The organism is Paraburkholderia sp. UCT2 (assembly GCF_014397665.1).
Taxonomy (GTDB): Bacteria; Pseudomonadota; Gammaproteobacteria; order Burkholderiales; family Burkholderiaceae; genus Paraburkholderia; species Paraburkholderia tuberum.
In genome coordinates this window covers 1-17,856 of the sequence record NZ_VZQO01000058.1, presented here as the reverse complement: position 1 = coordinate 17,856, position 17,856 = coordinate 1, and the positions used below count along the sequence as shown (strand labels likewise).

At 64.2% G+C, this 17,856-nt stretch carries 14 protein-coding genes and 2 pseudogenes; 6 read left to right on the top strand and 10 right to left on the bottom strand.

Going from position 1 to position 17,856, the window contains the following annotated elements; translation table 11 throughout:
- Positions 1-486 precede the first annotated feature (486 nt).
- From F6X39_RS31925 to F6X39_RS31915, 3 genes are all read left to right on the top strand, one after another.
- Positions 487-1,875 (top strand): FAD-binding oxidoreductase, encoded by a 1,389-nt coding sequence (locus F6X39_RS31925; RefSeq protein ID WP_187619549.1) that lies wholly within the window; start codon positions 487-489, stop codon positions 1,873-1,875.
- Between the two features lie 266 nt (positions 1,876-2,141).
- Positions 2,142-2,732: a YSC84-related protein gene (locus F6X39_RS31920; RefSeq protein WP_184007138.1), complete on the top strand. Its 591-nt coding sequence runs from the start codon at positions 2,142-2,144 to the stop codon at positions 2,730-2,732.
- Between the two features lie 264 nt (positions 2,733-2,996).
- Positions 2,997-4,484 carry a SulP family inorganic anion transporter gene (locus F6X39_RS31915; RefSeq protein WP_187619548.1) on the top strand — a complete coding sequence of 496 codons (1,488 nt, stop codon included), beginning with the start codon at positions 2,997-2,999 and terminating at the stop codon, positions 4,482-4,484.
- A gap of 68 nt (positions 4,485-4,552) precedes the next feature.
- Here F6X39_RS31915 and F6X39_RS31910 read toward each other — a convergent pair whose 3' ends face one another.
- Together F6X39_RS31910 and F6X39_RS31905 are read right to left on the bottom strand one after the other, a co-directional pair.
- Complete coding sequence (locus F6X39_RS31910; RefSeq protein ID WP_187619547.1) at positions 4,553-6,112, bottom strand: methyl-accepting chemotaxis protein; 1,560 nt, start codon at positions 6,110-6,112, stop codon at positions 4,553-4,555.
- Between the two features lie 110 nt (positions 6,113-6,222).
- Positions 6,223-6,777 (bottom strand): YbaK/EbsC family protein, encoded by a 555-nt coding sequence (locus tag F6X39_RS31905; protein ID WP_187619546.1) that lies wholly within the window; start codon positions 6,775-6,777, stop codon positions 6,223-6,225.
- Positions 6,778-6,969: 192 nt separating this feature from the next.
- Between F6X39_RS31905 and F6X39_RS31900 the strand changes: the two genes are divergently transcribed.
- Entirely contained in the window at positions 6,970-8,238 is a 1,269-nt protein-coding gene (locus tag F6X39_RS31900) for a YihY/virulence factor BrkB family protein (RefSeq protein WP_187619545.1), read from the top strand.
- Between the two features lie 431 nt (positions 8,239-8,669).
- On the top strand, positions 8,670-9,854 hold the full coding sequence (locus tag F6X39_RS31895) for a porin (RefSeq protein WP_187619544.1): 1,185 nt from the start codon (positions 8,670-8,672) through the stop codon (positions 9,852-9,854).
- 152 nt (positions 9,855-10,006) lie between these two features.
- Here the strand turns inward: F6X39_RS31895 and F6X39_RS31890 are convergent, their stop codons facing one another.
- From F6X39_RS31890 to F6X39_RS31865, 6 genes and pseudogenes are all read right to left on the bottom strand, one after another.
- Positions 10,007-10,879, bottom strand: a complete 873-nt coding sequence (locus tag F6X39_RS31890; protein WP_184025193.1) for a proteasome-type protease — start codon at positions 10,877-10,879, stop codon at positions 10,007-10,009.
- A 171-nt stretch (positions 10,880-11,050) separates the two neighbouring features.
- Positions 11,051-11,851, bottom strand: coding sequence for a transglutaminase domain-containing protein (locus F6X39_RS31885; RefSeq protein WP_090807138.1), 801 nt, complete (start codon positions 11,849-11,851; stop codon positions 11,051-11,053).
- Positions 11,852-11,863: 12 nt separating this feature from the next.
- Positions 11,864-12,814: an alpha-E domain-containing protein gene (locus F6X39_RS31880; protein WP_187619543.1), complete on the bottom strand. Its 951-nt coding sequence runs from the start codon at positions 12,812-12,814 to the stop codon at positions 11,864-11,866.
- A 170-nt stretch (positions 12,815-12,984) separates the two neighbouring features.
- Complete coding sequence (locus F6X39_RS31875; RefSeq protein WP_187619542.1) at positions 12,985-14,394, bottom strand: circularly permuted type 2 ATP-grasp protein; 1,410 nt, start codon at positions 14,392-14,394, stop codon at positions 12,985-12,987.
- A gap of 413 nt (positions 14,395-14,807) precedes the next feature.
- Positions 14,808-15,260 (bottom strand): HU family DNA-binding protein, encoded by a 453-nt coding sequence (locus F6X39_RS31870; protein ID WP_187619541.1) that lies wholly within the window; start codon positions 15,258-15,260, stop codon positions 14,808-14,810.
- Between the two features lie 375 nt (positions 15,261-15,635).
- Positions 15,636-16,118: pseudogene (locus tag F6X39_RS31865) on the bottom strand (PLP-dependent aminotransferase family protein); the annotation flags it as partial.
- Between F6X39_RS31865 and F6X39_RS31860 the strand changes: the two are divergent.
- Positions 16,119-16,247: pseudogene (locus F6X39_RS31860) on the top strand (carboxymuconolactone decarboxylase family protein); the annotation flags it as partial.
- Between the two features lie 24 nt (positions 16,248-16,271).
- Here the strand turns inward: F6X39_RS31860 and F6X39_RS31855 are convergent.
- Positions 16,272-16,571: a hypothetical protein gene (locus tag F6X39_RS31855; RefSeq protein ID WP_184063128.1), complete on the bottom strand. Its 300-nt coding sequence runs from the start codon at positions 16,569-16,571 to the stop codon at positions 16,272-16,274.
- A gap of 88 nt (positions 16,572-16,659) precedes the next feature.
- On the bottom strand, positions 16,660-17,595 hold the full coding sequence (gene panE, locus F6X39_RS31850; RefSeq protein ID WP_187619539.1) for a 2-dehydropantoate 2-reductase: 936 nt from the start codon (positions 17,593-17,595) through the stop codon (positions 16,660-16,662).
- Between the last annotated feature and the right edge of the window lie 261 nt (positions 17,596-17,856).

Here is a 17,856-nt window from a genome sequence, read left to right as displayed (position 1 = left end):
GAGCAACCCAATAGACAACGCAATGAAAATCACCGAAACGCGCGTGCGAAACATTACGCGTCGTCGGGCAATGCGCGTGCGTCGCGAAAATCGCTGTCGCGATGTGCGCTACCTCGCACAGTCGTCGAACGTGTGCCTCGGTCGCACGCGATCACGAACCACGCCCATATGCAAAGTGTCGTGGCACAACCACCAGCGCGTCGGATAACCAACACATCAGCGCGCATGCTTTTCCCGGAGCATTTCCACCATCTTCGGCGGTACCGCCGCGTATCGTCGTGGCCCTGCCCGCAAAAGCCTGTCCCCGCGAGCCACCGCGCGGGATCGCCCACGAACGCGGGTAAACCTTTGTTTGACTTCGACGCGTCGCCCCGTTTACTGCACGCAGCCGAACCTCTCAATCCGCTTTCATTCACCGCCCGCATTTTCGTTTGGTCTGCGGAGCAGTGTTGTGCGAGCGCCTTCCCCTCTTCGACGAGGTACAACATGGTTACTATCTCCAGCAGTGCGGTCGACGAATTCAAATCCGGACTTCGCGGTCAGCTTCTGCTGCCCGACACGCCGGGCTTCGACACGGCGCGCAGCATCTGGAACGCAATGATCGACCGTTCTCCCGCGATGATCCTGCGCTGCGCGGGTGTTGCCGACGTGCGCCGCGGCGTCGCCTTCGCGCGTGACAACGGCCTGCCGCTCGCAATTCGCGGCGGCGGCCACAACATCGGCGGTAGCGCTGTGTGCGACGACGGCCTCGTGCTCGATCTGTCCACGATGAAATCGGTGCGCATCGACCCGCAAGCGCGGCGCGCCTATGTCGAACCGGGCGCGACGCTGCACGATCTCGATCACGAAGCGCAGGCATTCGGACTCGCGACGCCGCTCGGTATCAACTCGACGACCGGCGTCGCGGGTCTGACGCTCGGCGGCGGCTTCGGCTGGTTGAGCCGCCGCTACGGCATGACGGTCGACAACCTCGTCGCGGCCGACATCGTCACCGCGGACGGTGAATTGCGCCGCCTGAGCGCCACTTCGCACGACGATCTGTTCTGGGCGATTCGCGGCGGCGGCGGCAATTTCGGCGTCGTTACGCTATTCGAGTTCGCGCTGCATGAGGTCGGCCCGCTCGTGTATGGCGGCCTCGTCGTGTTGCCGCTCGCCGACGCGAAGGAAGCGCTGATCAAATACCGCGATGCCGCGCCCGCGATGCCCGACGAGCTGGCCGTCTGGGCCGTCGCGCGGCTCGCGCCACCGCTGCCGTTCCTGCCGCCCGACGTGCACGGCCAACCCGTGCTCGTGTTCCCGATGTGCTACAACGGGCCGGTCGAAAAAGGCCCAGCCGCGGTGGAAGCCGTGCGCGGCTTCGGCAAGCCGCTCGGCGAACATCTCGGTCCGATGCCTTATGAAGTGTGGCAACAGGCCTTCGATCCGCTGCTCACGCCGGGCGCGCGCAACTACTGGAAGTCGCACAACCTCGCCACCATCGACGATGGACTGATCGACGCGCTGATCCGCGCGATCGGCACACTGCCGTCCGCGCAATGCGAAATTTTCTTCGGATTGATCGGCGCGCAAACGCAGCGCGTGGCGGTCGACGCGACCGCTTACCCAAGTCGCGAGACGCAATACGCGATGAACGTGCACGGCCGCTGGGACGATGCGCGCGACGACGAGCGCTGTGTCAAATGGGCGCGCGACTTTTTCGACGCGTCGCGCCCCTTTGCGCTAGGCAGCGTGTACGTCAACTTCATGACGCAGGAGGAAGGCGGCCGTATCGCGGATGCCTATGGGCCCAACTATGAGCGGCTCGTCGCCGTGAAGAACCGCTACGATCCGCGCAACCTGTTCCGCCATAACCAGAACATTCGCCCAACGGCGTAGCGACGACGCGTGACGGAAAGCGGCGTAAAAACCCGAACTGCAATGGCCGCGCCGCTCTCGCGCAAGGCGGCGCGGCCCTTGGGCACGCTATCTGCTGTTGGAGCGGTGGACCTCCGCGATGCGAACGTCGCGGCACGCCGCCGCCTGGCTGCGATGACCGCGCGCACGGAACCTCCAGCGTGCATATGAGAACAAAGCAAAGCAGGCGACTCGCCGCACTCTTCCAAAACGTACAACACGCGTGAGAAACGCAAAGGAAAACCGTCATGCGCAGACGACAATTCATCATGACCGGCAGCGCTGCATTGGCCGTCGCAGGCCTGAGCCTCACCGGTTGCACGACGACTTCGCCGTCCTCGAACGCATCGCCGTCCGCCAACGCCGGCAAGCGCGACACGATCAACGCCGGCGTCGACTCGACGCTCGCGCGACTCTACGAAAACGTCGACGGTGCGCGTGAGCTCGTCGCGAAAGCGCGCGGCGTGCTGGTGTTTCCATCGGTGATCTCGGCCGGCTTCTGGGTCGGCGGACAGTATGGTGAAGGGGCGATGCGCATCGGCGGCCGCACGGTCGGCTACTACAGCACGGTCGCGGGCTCGTTCGGGTTGCAGATCGGCGCACAGTCGAAGGCGCTCGTGTTTCTGTTCATGACGCAGGAAGCGCTCGACGAATTCATGCACAGCCAGGGCTGGGCAGTCGGCGCGAACGCGACCGTCGCCGTGCTGAAAGTCGGCGCGAACGGCGCGGTCGATTCGTCGACCGCGACGAGCCCGGTGCAGGCTTTCGTGCTGACCAACGGCGGCTTGATGGCCGGCGTGTCGCTCGAGGGCACGAAGGTGTCGCGGCTGATTATCTGAGTATCTGAGCGGAGCTTTCCGTCTTGCGGATTTGTGGCGCGAGCGCACCGCGCGATTGCACGACAGATCCGCGCCGCGCGTTCGGGCCATAGCGTTCCCGCCCGCTTCGCCAGCGCCGTTCATCGCGCTACGGTAGAATTCACGCCTTTCGTAGACCGTCCGCGCCCAGCGGACGTAATCCTTCGCGCAGCCGCGCGTTGCCACGCCAGTCCAGCGCAGCCCATACAAGCCTCAGCATTGCGCTCGCGCGCCACCTCGTAGAACATGAACACCGCTAGTCCCGCTTCCGGTCGGCCCGCCTGGCTGTCCGGCATTCGCAGCAACGTGCTCGCAGGCTTGACCTCGTCGTTCGCGCTGGTGCCCGAATGCATCGCCTTTGCGCTCGTCGCCCATCTGAATCCGTTGATGGGTCTGTACGGCGCATTCGTTATCTGCACCGTCACCGCGCTATTTGGCGGACGTCCCGGCATGATTTCGGGCGCGGCGGGCTCGATGGCCGTCGTGATCGTCGCGCTCGTCGTCGAGCACGGCGCGCAGTATCTGCTTGCGACCGTGATCCTGAGCGGCCTCCTGATGATGCTGTTCGGCATATTGCGGCTCGGCAAACTGATCCGCATGGTCCCGCATCCGGTCATGCTCGGCTTCGTCAACGGACTCGCGATCGTCATCGCGACCGCGCAGCTCGCTCACTTCAAAACGGTCACACCACACGGCGAAGTCTGGCTGCACGGCAGCGCGCTCGCGACGATGTGCGCGCTCGTCGCGCTGACGATGGCGATCGTCTATCTGCTCCCGCGACTTACGCGAGCCGCGCCACCGGCGCTCGTGGCCATTCTCGGCATCGGCCTTTTCACGCAGCTGCTGCATCTGCCGACGCGCACGCTCGGCGACATGGCGCATGTCGCCGGCAATCTGCCGACGCTGCATCTGCCCGACGTGCCGCTCGATCTCGAGACGCTTCGCATCATCCTGCCGTACGCCGTGCTGATCGCGATCGTCGGTCTGCTCGAAACGCTGCTGACGTTCAACCTGACCGACGAAATCACCGAAACGCGCGGTCAGCCGAATCGCGAATGCGTCGCGCTCGGCGCGGCGAACATCGCATCGGGACTGTTCGGCGGCATGGGCGGTTGCGCGATGATCGGCCAGACCATGATCAACCTGAATTCGGGGGGACGCTCGCGGCTGTCGGGAATCGTCAGCGGCGTGATGATCCTGCTGTACATCCTGTTCCTGTCGCCGCTGATCGAGCGAATTCCGCTCGCGGCGCTGGTGGGCGTGATGTTCGTGGTCGCGCAGCAAACCTTCGCGTGGGGATCGCTGCGCGTGCTCGGCAAGGTGCCGCGCAACGACGCGCTCGTGATCGTCGCGGTCACGGTCATCACCGTGTTTGCCGATCTCGCGATCGCGGTGATGTGCGGCATCGTGATCGCCGCGCTCAACTTCGCGTGGCAGCACGCGCGCGAAATTCACATGCATGCCGAGGATCGAGCGGGCCATAAGACCTATGTGCCGCGCGGCACGCTGTTTTTCGCGTCGACGACGCGCTTTCACGAGCTGTTCGATCCGGCGCGCGACCCGGCGAGCGTGACCGTCGATTGCAGTCACCTGCTGCTCGCCGATCATTCGGCGCTCGCCGCGTTGCAGGGTCTGGCCGAGCGCTATCGCAAGGCGGGCAAGCAATTGCGCATGAAGAATCTGTCGGAGCGCAACCGCCAATTGTTGAGCCGCGCGGGGATCGGCCTGGCGTGAGACACGCACCGCGTTGCGAGCCCGCGCGCGGTGAATTCTCGCGCGCGTCGACAACGCGGCCTGGTGCTTTAGCGCTGCTCGGGCAACCGGAACACCGCGATCGCCGCCGACAACTGCCCGGTCTGCGTCTTCAGCACATCGGCCGCCGCGCTCGCCTCCTCGACGAGCGCCGCATTCTGCTGCGTCGTCTGATCCATGCTCGCGACCGCAATGTTGACCTGCTCGATGCCCGAGGTCTGCTCGGCCGACGCCGCGCTGATCTCGCCCATGATGTCGTTGACACGACGTACCGCCTGCACGACTTCCTGCATCGTGTCACCCGCGCGTGCGACGTGCTCCGAACCGCCCGCGATCTGCGCGGCCGATTCCTCGATCAGCGCCTTGATCTCCTTCGCGGCCGCCGCGCTGCGTTGCGCGAGCGTGCGCACTTCGCCCGCGACCACCGCGAAACCGCGGCCCTCCTCGCCCGCGCGCGCCGCCTCGACGGCCGCGTTCAACGCGAGAATATTGGTTTGGAACGCAATCCCTTCGATCACGCCGATGATGTCGCCGATCCGGTGCGACGACTGTGAAATCCCGCGCATCGTGTCGATCACCTGACCGACCACCGCGCCGCCGCGCGCCGCGGTCTCCGACGCGTTGTGCGAGAGCTGGCTCGCCTGCTTCGCGTTGTCGGCGTTCTGACGCACGGTCGCGGTGATCTGCTCCATGCTCGACGCGGTCTCGCCGAGCGCGGCCGCCTGCTGCTCGGTGCGGCGCGACAGGTCCGAATTGCCCGCGGCGATCTCGTTCGATACCGACGAAATCAGCGTCGCGCCGCCGCGAATCTGCTCGATCGCCTGCGCGAGACGCTGCTGCATCCGTTTCATCGCGGCGAGCAGGCTCGTGCTGTCGCCGGCCTTCGCGTCGACGACCACGTTGAGGTCGCCGTCCGCGATACGCGACGCGATCTGCAGCGCGTACGCCGGTTCGCCGCCAAGCTGACGCAGAATGCTGCGCAGAATCACGCCGATCACCAGTGACACGAGCGCGCAAAGCACCAGCGCCGCGATCACGTATTGCACGAGGGTGCGGTAGAACACGCCGTCGATGTCGTCCGTGAAGACGCCGGTGACGATGGTCCAGTCCCACGGCTTGTAAAGCCGCATGTAGTTGATCTTCGGCGCAAGCTTGTCGGTGCCGGGCTTCGGGAACTGCAGATGAACGAAGGCCTCGCCTTCGCGCTGCGTTTGCTCGGAACCTTCCTTGAACACGTGGCGGCCGTCCGGATCGGTGACGTTGGTCATGTCCTTGCCGACGAGGTCGGCGCGCGTGGCATGCATCAGCACGTGCGCCTGGCTATCTTCGAGCACGAGATAGCCGCCGGCACCGTCGTAGCGCATTGCGCGCAGGTCGTCCATCGCGGCGCGCTGCGCATCGGCGAGCGGCATCGTGCCGGCCGCGACGAGCGCGTTGTAGCGATCGAGCACGCTGTACGCGATGCTGACCACGTTTTTCAGCTCGCCCTCGCGATCGGCGATCATCGTGTCTCGTGTCTTGAACGCCCCCCACAGGCCGATCGCCAGAATGCCCATGCACATCACCGCGAGCGCGAGCCACAGCCGCACTTTCAGGCGAAACCGTTCCATCTTCCGTATCCCTTGTCGTGGTCGGCGGCTGTCCGCGCGAGCGGACGCCGCAAACGTTTCATGTCGTTGTCGGGATTAACGGCGCGACGGAAGAAAACTTCAGTGCGGCTTCAAGGTTGCGGGTTTCCGTCCGCAGGCAGCGTCAGCGCCGCCACCTCGCAGCGCGGCCATTGCCGCAGCACGTCGGGCGACATCAGCAGCTTGGCCGCGCGCACGCCGGCGCCCATCACGATCTGCGCACGCTCCATCACGGCGGCGTCGACGAGGATGCGCCAGTCGGCCGGCAGACCGAACGCGGTAATTCCGCCGAACTCCATCTGGCTATGCTCGACCGCCGCCTCGCGCTTCGCGAATGACAGCCGCTGTGCGCCGAGCGCGGCCTTCACCGCGCCGTTGATGTCGAGCCGCCGCGAGCCGAGCGACACGAGCGCCGCAAAGTGCTCGCCACCCTCTTTCCTGTAGCGGATCACGATCGTGTTCGCGCAGTCTTCGAGACCGAAGCCGTAGCGAGCGCTGAATGCGGCGGTGTCGGAGGCGTCGTCGGTGACGGCGAACACCGTGATCCCGCGCGCCGGCAATTGTTCGATGACGTGCGCGGGCAGATGCGCGCTCCACTGGTCGCGCTCGATGACGTCCAGTTGCTGTACGAGTTCGTGCGAATGCATGATGAGCGGAAAGGTGACATTAACCCGCTGCATTCTAGCGGTACGCGCGGGCGGCCGCGAAACGGGCCGCAAAACCGGCCATGAACGCAGGCCATGCAGCGCGCCGCTTAACTTGTATAGTGACGGGCACGAGGTTTGCGAAAGGCAATGAAGCAAACACCCTGAAGGCGCCCTCACGATTCAGACACGATCATGGACATCGACACGCTCTCTCGCGAGAACCTCCAGCAGGCCGCGCGTCATCAGGCCAATTGGGCGATGGGCGCACTGCGGCAGTTCGCGGAGAACCGCTGTCCTGCGTTGGCGGCGAGCATCGCGTTCTATGCGGCGTTTTCGCTCGCGCCGACGCTCGTGATGGTGATCGCGGTAGCCGGCTGGTTCTTCGGCCCGGCGGCCGCGCGCGGCGAGCTGTTCGGCCACATCAACGGCCTGATCGGCGACCAGGCCGCAGCCGGCGTGCAGACGATCGTCGAGAACGCGCATCACGCGGGCGCCAAAGGCGGCATCGCGACGATCATCTCGTTCTCGCTGCTGGCGATCGGCGCATCGGCGACGTTCTCGTCGCTGAACAGCGCGCTCAATATAGTGTGGCCGTACAGCGGGCCGCGCACTTCCAGCTGGCTCGCGCTGGTGCGGGTGCGACTGATTTCGTTCGGGCTCGTGCTCGGCGTCGCGTTCCTGCTGATCGTGTCGCTGGTGCTCGATACGGTGATCGTCTTTATCGGCAACTGGCTGTGGGGCGACTCGCCGTATGTCGTAATCGGCAATCTGCTGCAGCTCGGCGTCGGGCTGTTCGTGCTGATCTTCGCGTTCGCCGGACTGCTCAAGTTTCTGCCCGACGCTCGGGTGCTGTGGCGCGATGCGGTGGTGGGCGGCATCGTCGCGGCCGTGTTGTTTACGGCTGGCAAGAAGCTGTTCGCGCTGTATCTCGCGCATGCGGGAATGGCCAGCGCGTTCGGCGCGGCCGGCTCGCTCGCGGTGCTGCTGATGTGGCTGTACTTCTCGGCGCTGGTGCTGCTGCTCGGCGCGGAGTTCTCGGCGGCGCGCGGCCGGCTGCACGATCCGCGTGGCGGCTGGGGCATGCAGGGCGAGTCGCCGCCGGGCAGCCGCGCGAAGCTCGCGTCGGTACTGGCGGCATCGACCGTCGCGGCAAATGCCGCGCCGTCTGCTCCCGCTGCTGTGGGTGTTGCCAGCCAAACGGCTACGCCGCTGCCCGCGGGAATCAACGCGGCGGCGCAAAGGCGCTCCGCGCATGAGACCGCGGTGGACGTTACGCGCAAGGTGCTCGACGCCGAAGCGCAAGCCACCCGTTTCGCGGCGTCCGCCCTCGTCGAAGCGCGCCGCCAGGCGACGGCCGCCGACCGCTACGTGCGACGCAACCCGTGGACCTCGGTGCTGCTCGCGGCCGCCGCGGGGCTCACCGCCGCGGCCATGGCGCGCCGTGGCGCCGAGCGGCGCTGAAGCGGGCGCGTCACACCACCTTCACACCACGCTACCGTCCATACCCTTATAGATGCACGTGTTGCGCCGTCAATCCAGTCGATTGCGCCTGGACACACAACGCGCCCCTTCTGTCCAGCCTGTCTAGTCCTTTCGTCAGCCGTTTCACTACAAAGACGAGTGGACGAGTAGACGACTGGATTACATTTAGCATGCAAATCGATGCTCATAGTGCGTTCGTTCACCCAGTCACTATCAACAAATCAACAATAATGCACATCAGACCAATAAATGTTGCGCAAATGGAAACAATCGTTGAGAGCTTTAAATACAAGGGTTTGCATCGATTGTCAGTTTTTGGCGACACTCTTTTTTTTCCGTTTCTACCCCGCCGAGCCGCTGAGCTATTCTGCTTTCCGCAACAACGAACAATCATCTGCGTGGAGAAATGGATGAAACGAATCGCACTGTCTACCCTTTCGCTGGCGCTCCTCGGCGTCGCCGGTATCGCTCACGCGCAAAGCAGCGTGACCCTGTATGGCGTGCTGGATGAATCGGTCCAGTACGTGAACAACGCTACGCCCAACGGCGGTAGCCTCGTACAAATGTTTGGCGGCAACCTGCAAGGTAACCGTTTCGGCCTGAAGGGCACGGAAGACCTCGGCGGCGGCCTGAAGGCAATTTTCCAGTTGGAAAACGGCTTTGACATCAACAACGGCAAGCTCGGTCAAGGCGGCCTGATGTTCGGTCGTCAGGCTTACGTCGGTTTGACGGGCGACTCTTGGGGCACCTTCACAGCTGGTCGTCAATACGACCCGCTGGTCGACATGATCCAGCCGCTGACGGGCGACAACTACTTCGGCAGCACGTTCGCTACGCCGGGTGACGTCGACAACAACGACAACAGCTTCCGCGTGAACAATTCGCTGAAGTATGTGTCGCCGGTGTGGTCGGGCTTCCAGGTCGAAGGCATGTACGCTCTGGGCGGCGTCGCAGGCGCGACGGGTTCGGGTCAAACGTGGGGCGGCGCAGCAACGTACGCAACGGGTCCGTTCAGCGTCGCGGGTGGCTACCTGAGGACTGACAACGCAAGCACCAACCTTCCTGTCCGCACGGGCTGGAACAGCACGACGGTCCCCGGCGCTACGTTCGACACGAACTTCCCGAACAACGCAGGCATCAACCAGGCTTACACCACGGCGAAGTCGATCAGTATCGGTTCGGCGGCTGCTCAGTACGTGACGGGCCCGTGGACGGCTAACCTGTCGTACAGCAACGCGCGCTACAAGCCGGACGCACAATCGGCGTTCACGTCGACGCAGATCTTCAACGTCGGCCGCGTGTACGTCGGCTACCAGATCACGCCGGCAGCCCTGCTGGGTATCGGCTACGCGTACACCCGCGGTACGGGCGACGCGAAGGCAACGTACAACCAGGTTTCGCTGGGCGGCGACTACTCGCTGTCGAAGCGCACCGACGTGTACACGGTCGCCGCATGGCAGCATGCAAGCGGCCAACAGCGTGATCCGGCTACGGGCGCACTCGTTTCGTCCACGGCTTCGATCGGTTCGTATGGCAACCAGTCGAGCACCAACAACCAGGTCATGGTCAGCCTCGGTATCCGTCACAAGTTCTAATCGGACTTCGAATCGGACCTGCGACGCAGCCGACGGGCTGCGTCGCCAGAGATCAGAAACCAGCCAGAGGCGATGCCGATGGCTGGTTTTTTTTCGTCCTGAGGTTTGGGTGCGAGCCCGAGCGAGCCTGACGCGCTCCGAACCCAACGCAGCTAGCGCCGCTGCGCCTTGCCCTTGTCGGCCTGCGCGAGAATCTGCGCGGGCGACACATCCTGCTCATGCTCGACGCCATCGGCGCCGACCGGCGCGCGATATAGCACCAGCGCCCGCTCCGACTGCGGCGACGGCGCATCCAGCGACTGCTGCCAGTCCGGATCGGGAATCTCGGCGAACACCTGGCGCAGACGCTCGCCCCACGTGCGGTGAAGCATGTCGAAGTACGCGTTGTCGCGATCGATCGACACGAACCGCGTGACCCGCAGCGCATCCTTCTCGTACACGAGCAGATCGAGCGGCAAGCCCACTGACAGGTTCGAGCGCAGCGTCGAGTCCATCGAGATCAGCGCGGACTTCGCGGCCTCGTCGAGCGGTGTGGACGGCGTCAGCACCCGATCGATGATCGGCTTGCCATACTTCGCCTCGCCGATCTGGAAATACGGATTCACGGCCGACGCCTCGATGAAATTGCCCGCCGCGTAGATCATGAAAAGGCGCATCCGGTTGCCCGCGATCTGGCCGCCTAGAATGAAGCTGCAATTGAAGTCGACACCGAACTTCTGCATCGCCTCGGCCTCGCGCTCATGCACGCGACGCACCGCGCTGCCGACCACGCGCGCGGCGTCCGCCATGGTCGGCACGCTCCACAGCGTGGGCTCGCTGGCATCGGCGGGCTCGGACAGCTCGTGCAGCACCGCTTGCGTGATCGACAGATTGCCGGCGCCGAGCAGCACCAGCATGCGTTCGCCGGGTTGCTCGAACACCGACATCTTGCGCGCGGTACTGATGTGATCGACGCCCGCATTGGTACGCGTGTCGGACAAAAATACGAGGCCGTCGTTGACGGCCATCGCTACGCAGTAAGTCATAAGGAATCCGCGGAAGGCAAAGGAACGGGGCTATTGTAATGCGGCGCACAGGCGCCTTTTATCCGTGTTTACGGCCTTTTTTGCAGCCTTTTTCGCAGCCTTTTGGCAGCTGATTCCGAACACGTGGCAGGAATGTTAAATGCGGTCGCGCGCGTTGGCGTTGCAACGCGGCTACTGCGACATCTGCGCGCTGACCGCCACCGCCACGTGAAGCTCCTCTTCGAGTCCGCCTATGCGTCGGCCGCGCACCGGTGCCGCGGCCTCATAGTCACGGGCGACCGCGAGCCGGCAGTAGATCTCGCTGGCAAACCCGGCATGCGTGACGTCGATCGAAATCCACCCTTTGCCTTCGAGCCAAACGTCGACCCACGCGTGACTCGCGCCATGCGGCACGTCGCCGGGTTCGATATATCCGCTCACGTAGCGCGCCGGCACGCCGCGCGCGCGGCAGCACGCGAGCATCAGATGCGCATGGTCCTGGCACACGCCGTTGCCGAGCGCGAGCGCCTCGGCGGCCGTGCTCGTAACCTCGGTCACGCCGGGCCGGTACTGCACGCGCTGCACGATCTGCTCGGACAGCGTGAGCAGGCTTGCCGGGCTCGCCAGATTCGCCACCGACTCCGCCAGTTCGCGGATCGCGCCGTCGGCTTCGGTCAGACGCGTCGCGCAGGTGAAATGCTCGAGCGGAATCGGGCCGGGCGGATCACCCAGCACGCCGTCGACGAGCGGCATCGTGTCCACCTCGCCCGACACGCGCAGATGAATCTCGTCGTGCGGCTTGTTCATGACGAGCGTGTGCAGCACGTTGCCGTAGGCGTCGAGCGTCGCGTCGAGCTTGCCCGGCGCGTCGATGTTCCAGCGCCGCACGGTCTGTCCGGCACCGCTCGCGGGCGTCAGGCGCAACTGCTGGATCGAATAGTGAACCGTCGCTTCGTAGCGGTAAGAGGTGTCGTGGCGGATCGTCAGGTACATGAGAAAACTCCGTCAGGCCACTGGCAGCATCAGATAAGTACGCGCCACCAGATTGCCCAGATCGAACACGCGAGCGAGGAACTGCGTCAGATAGGCGTGCAGACCGCTTTCGAAAATCTGCCGGATGTCGGCATACAACAGCTCGGCGCGCAGCTTGCCGGCGAAGCGCTCGCACTGGTTCGAGCCCGATGTGCGCAGCATCGCGAGATTGCTGCACACGCCGTCGAGCGAGGCGAGCAGCGAGCGCGGCATCTGCTGATTGAGGATCATCAGCTCGACGACGCGCGCGGGCGTCACGACGTCGCGATATACCCTGCGGTAGATCTCGAGCGCCGACACCGAACTCAGGATCGAGGTCCAGTAATAGAAGTCCTCGAGCTGACGCGCCGCGTCGCGTGAATTCGGCTCGACGTTCGCGAAACGCACATCGAGAATCCGCGCGGTGTTGTCGGCGCGCTCCAGATACGTGCCTAGCTGCGTGAAGAAGAACGCGTCGTCCTGCAGCGCGGTGCCGATCGTCACGCCGCGCGACAGATGCGAGCGGAACTTGACCCACTCGAACAACGAGCCCGGATTGCTCGCGGCCTGCCCGCTCGCGAGCCGCTCGTTGAATTCGAGCCACGTGTCGTTGATGGTTTCCCACCACTCGGTCGTCAGCGTGCCGCGCACGGCGCGAGCGTTTTCACGCGCGGCCTGCAGGCACGAATGAATGCTCGACGGATTACTTGCGTCGGCGATCATGAAGTCGAGCATGTGCTCGCGCGTCGGTTCGTCGTAGCGCTGCGCGAAGGCGCTTTCGAGCTCGGAGATGCGCAGCACCGAGCGCTGCGCGCGAGCCTCCTGTTCGGCCGTCTGCGGCAGCAGTTGCGCCTTCAGGTTGATGTCGAGCATGCGGGCGGTGTTCTCCGCACGCTCCATATAGCGGGCCATCCAGAAGAGGTGATCGGCGGTTCGGCTAAGCATGACGACATTCCATGTCTGTGATCTGAACGCGCGAGGCCTTCGTCAGCGACGAAGGTCCGCGCTGGTTATCCGTTGAGCGCCAGCGCGCATCAGGTTGCGAGTGTCGCGCCCTGCTCTGCTCTGTTGCGAGCGAGGCGAAAAGCGAGGTGAACAGCGCGGCGGCAACCGCGTCAGTCGACCATCCAGGTGTCCTTGGTCCCGCCTCCCTGCGATGAATTGACGACGAGCGAGCCCTCCTGCAACGCGACCCGCGTGAGGCCGCCCGCCACCATCGTGGTGGTCTTGCCCGACAGCACGAACGGCCGCAGGTCGATATGGCGCGGCGCGATGCCCGATTCGACGAAAGTCGGACACGCGGACAGCGCCAGCGTGGGCTGTGCGATATAACCGGCCGGACGCGCGCTCAGCCGCTCGCGGAAGGCCTCGACTTCGGCCTTCGTCGAGGCGGGGCCGACCAGCATCCCGTAGCCGCCCGCGCCGTGCACTTCCTTGACCACCAGCTCCGGCAGATGCGCGAGCGTATAGGCGAGATCCTCGGGCTTACGGCACTGATAGGTCGGTACGTTGTTCAGAATCGGCTTTTCGCCGAGATAAAACGCGATCATGTCGGGCACGTACGGGTAGATCGATTTGTCGTCGGCGATGCCGGTGCCCATCGCGTTCGCGAGCGCGACGCGGCCGGCGCGATAGGCGGTGAGCAGTCCCGGTACGCCGAGCGCGGAGTCGGGGCGAAACGCAAGCGGATCGAGAAAATCGTCGTCGACGCGCCGGTAGATCACGTCGACGCGCTTCGGTCCTTGCGTGGTGCGCATGAACACGTAGTTGTCGTCGACGAACAGATCCTTGCCTTCGACGAGCTCGACGCCCATCTGCTGCGCGAGGAACGTATGCTCGAAATACGCGGAGTTGTACATGCCCGGCGTCAGCACGACGACGACCGGATCGTCGACGCCCGCGGGCGCGACCGAGCGCAGCGTATCGAGCAGCAGGTCGGGATAATGCGCGACCGGCGCGATGCGGTTCTGCACGAACAGCTCGGGAAAGAGCCGCATCATCATCTTGCGGTTTTCGAGCATGTACGACACGCCCGACGGCACACGCAGATTGTCTTCGAGTACGTAGAATTCGCCTTCATCGCCGGCGCGCACCACGTCGACGCCCGCGATATGCGCGTAAACACCGAGCGGCACGTCGACGCCCTGCATCTCGGGACGATACTGCGCGTTGGTATAGACCTGGTCGGCCGGCACGATGCCCGCGCGCACGATGTTGCGATCGTGATAGACGTCATGGATAAACAGATTGAGAGCCTGCACGCGCTGTCGCAAACCCGCTTCGAGGGTCTGCCATTCGCCGCGCGGGATGATGCGCGGAATCAGATCGAAGGGAATCAGCCGTTCGGTGCCTGACAGGTCGCCGTTCACTGCGAACGTGATGCCGACGCGCCGGAACAGCAGGTCCGCTTCCGCGCGCTTGCGTGCGATCGCTTCATCGCCCTGACTGTCCAACCATCGCTCAAAGCGCGCGTAATGCGGCCGTACGCCATCGGCGTGATGGCGCATCTCGTCATAGCATCGCATGTCAGCCCCAGTCTTGTTGTCAAATAGAAGGCGAATGCGCTGCGCATTCGGTATTCGACCTTCGATCAAGCAAGCGTTATGCCATTGAATGTGTCGGGATAGAGCGCGTTGACGTGCCCCCTAACGGCGCATCCGCAGGGCGTCGGATTGCCTTGATCGTACTGTCGTGGATCATGATGCGCCAGTCAGGTGCGTGTGCGCCATCAGGGAGCACACTATGAGAGGCGCGCTTGCCGTTTCGCCAATGGACTCGACGCGCACTACGAAGCGAGCGCATAAAAAAAGTCCCCGTGAATCTTTATCCACGGGGACTTCGATCACCTGCATGCAGGCGCTTTTTAACGCACTCAAACGTCAGGCATGGTTAAACACAACAGCGCCATGCCGACGCCTGAGTCGTGCGAGCAACGCGTTCAGGCTGCCGCTGCGTCCTTCAACTTCTTCAGCGCGCGTGTCTTGATGCGCACGCTGGCCGGCTTGGCCGGGAACCAGCGCTCTTCACCCGTGAACGGGTCCTTGCCGAAGCGCTTCTTCTTCGCCGGCACAGCCTGCACGACGATCTTCAGCAGACCCGACAGCGTGAATTCGCCAGCGCCCTTCTTGTGCACCGTGCCGAGGATCGTGTCTTCGAGCGCGGCCAGCACGGCCTTGGCGGTCTTCGGTTCCACTGCAGCGCGTTCAGCGATGTGAGCTGCCAACGAGGCCTTCGTGAAGGTGTCCTTGATCGGCGACGCTGCGCCAGACGCCTTCACGGCGACCTTCTTGGCTGCGACGGCTTTCTTCGCAGGAACTTTCTTTGCAGCAACCTTCTTGGTCGGTACCGGGGCAGCAGCCTTCTTGGCCACCTTTTTTGCGGAAGTCGGCATGTTTCTCCTACCTGTTGTGGTCAGTGAATTGCTCGAAGCGCACACCGTATGTGCACGCTTCAACGCCGGATTCTACAAGCGCTAAAGCGATTTGCGCGACTCTTTTATGTATTGCGATGAAGTTTTTTGCGCGGCGCCGACGGTGCAACACGTTTTAGTCCCTGTTTTAGCGCCTAAAACGTGCGTGGCGAGCTCTTTGACATGCAGGAGTAACGCTCGTTACAGTTCGTTTCGGCCGTGGTTTCGAGGCGGTTGCGTCGGGCGAGCCGGTGTTTTCGCCCCTTGAAACAGGGCATTTTCTTCGTTTGAGGGGTCAAGCAACGCACCCTCCAACGTTTCGACGATGCCTACGCCTCGCTTGCGGCGAGCTCCGTTTCAGCGTGCGATGCGCTGCAGGATGTCGGCGAGCGTCGTCAGCGCCGTGTCGATATGTTCGGCCGCGATGCTGCCATAGCCGAAGATCAAGCCAGGCTGCGGTGTCACGCGATGGTGAAATGGCGCGAGTCCATAGAGGCCGATCGACGCTTCACGCGCGGCGGCAACGAGCACCTCTTCGCCGAGCGACGCCAACGGCCCCTTGAGCCGCGCCGCCAGATGGATGCCGGCGGTCGGCACGATCGGCTCGATCCAGCGCGCGAGACCGCCTTGCAGATGCTCGAGCAGCATCGCGCGGCGGGCCGCGTAAGCCTTGTGCATGCGCCGCAGATGGCGCGCGAAGTCGCCATTGAGCATGAACGACGCGAGCGTCATTTGCGTCAGCGTGCAGCCGTGCCAATCGGCGATCTGCCGCGCCTTCAGCAGCGGGCCGTGCAACGACGCGGGCGGCACCAGGTAGCCGATCCGCAGCTCGGGGAAGATCCGGATACGGTATGGGACGCGGTGAAGCCGCATTTCAGCGAGCAGGAAATCAGCGACCTGACGCCGCTGATCGTTGCGATCAACGGCTGGAACCGCATTGCGGTCTCGTTCAGGAAGATGCCGGGGTAAGCGGCGGCGCGTCTTCGCGGAGCTTCAGAAGATCACGGAGACCGCCACCGCGAGCCAGATCGCGGTCACGCCCGCGAGAAACAGATGCCGCGCGATACGCACGCGTGAGTCGCTGTTCTCCGGCTCGACGGGACTCGTCGCCATCCATGGCACGAGGCCCAGGCACGCGAAGCCGGCCAGCGCGAGCACAAAGACCACGACGTCGGCCTTGTGCCAGGCAGTCGGCTCATACATACCCCAGTAGCCGAGAAACACGATGCCGATCGAGAACACGGTCGCGGAAGCGGCGCTGAGCGCGGGCACCGATCCAGTTGGAGCCGGCATGCTTGACCTCCGATCGTCAGGTTGCGGCGGCGCTCGCGTGCGTCGCGCCATCCGCCCGATCCGCGTTCGCGTCGGCCGCGGCGAGCCGTCAGGAAGTGCGGGTCTGGCGAGCTTCGTACGTCTTCAGATGACTATAGGCGATGCGCAGCAGCGACACGCCGTGTTCGCCCTTTTGCGCGTCGCCGCCGCGCGAGATCAGGTCGCCGAGGATATGATCCGCCTCGGTGTGCGAGCGGTTTTCGACGTCGCGCAGCATCGACGCGGTCAGCGGCGACGGCGTCAGCAGCACCTGGGTGGCGCGCACGTCGAAGTCCGCGGCCATCGTGAAGCCGTTGTGCTCGGCCGCCGCGCGGCATTCGCCGAGCAGATTCTCAATCACGCGCTTGCCGTCCGGCGCAGCCAGGATATCGCCGACCGAACCGCGCATCAAGCACGTACTCGCGGCCAAGGTGGCGAGGAACACCCATTTTTCCCACATGCGCAGCAGGATGTTGTCGCTGATTGCGACGTCGAAGTTCGCGCCGGACATTGCATCGGCAATCGCCTCGGTGCGCTCCGAGGTGCCGCCCACGAGTTCGCCGAACGTGATCGCGTGCATGTCGTTCAAATGCACGATGTGCTGCTCGGCATCGAGCGTCGCGGCGATCACGCACTGACCGCCGAGCACGCGCTCCTTGCCGAAGAACGCGGTCAGCACGTCGATATGGCGCATGCCGTTGAGCATCGGTAGGATCAGCGTGTCTTCGCCGACGAACGGCGTGAACGAATCGATCGCGTCGTCGAGACTGTAGGCCTTGCAGCTCAGTAGCACGAGGTCGAACGGCTCGGCGGCGACACCGGCCAGTATCGTCTTCACGTCGGGCAACTGGAGATTGCCGCGCGGGCTGTTGATGACGAGGCCGTCGCTCCGTAGCTTTTCCGCGCGACCGGCGCGTACGAGGAAGGTCACGTCCTGCCCGGCCGCGGCCAGACGTCCGCCGAAATAACCGCCTACCGCGCCCGCTCCTACTACCAGAATTCGCATCTTGAGCCTCTTGAAAGATTTCGATTTGCCGATCGTGCGCGTCGCTGGCGGACGCATCTTCATGGTGCCGCGTATTCGGTGCTTGTGCAGGAATGTAGCAAAGATTGGGGGATCGGTTCCGGGGAGCGTTGCCAGCAGGCGGGTGGTGTCCGCCGGATGGTGCGTGCGAGGCACGATTGCGAAACGCTTGATCGGACTTCGACCCTCCCATACGCTTTCATGTCGCTGCCGTCACTGCGCCGCCACCGTTTCCCCCTGCTC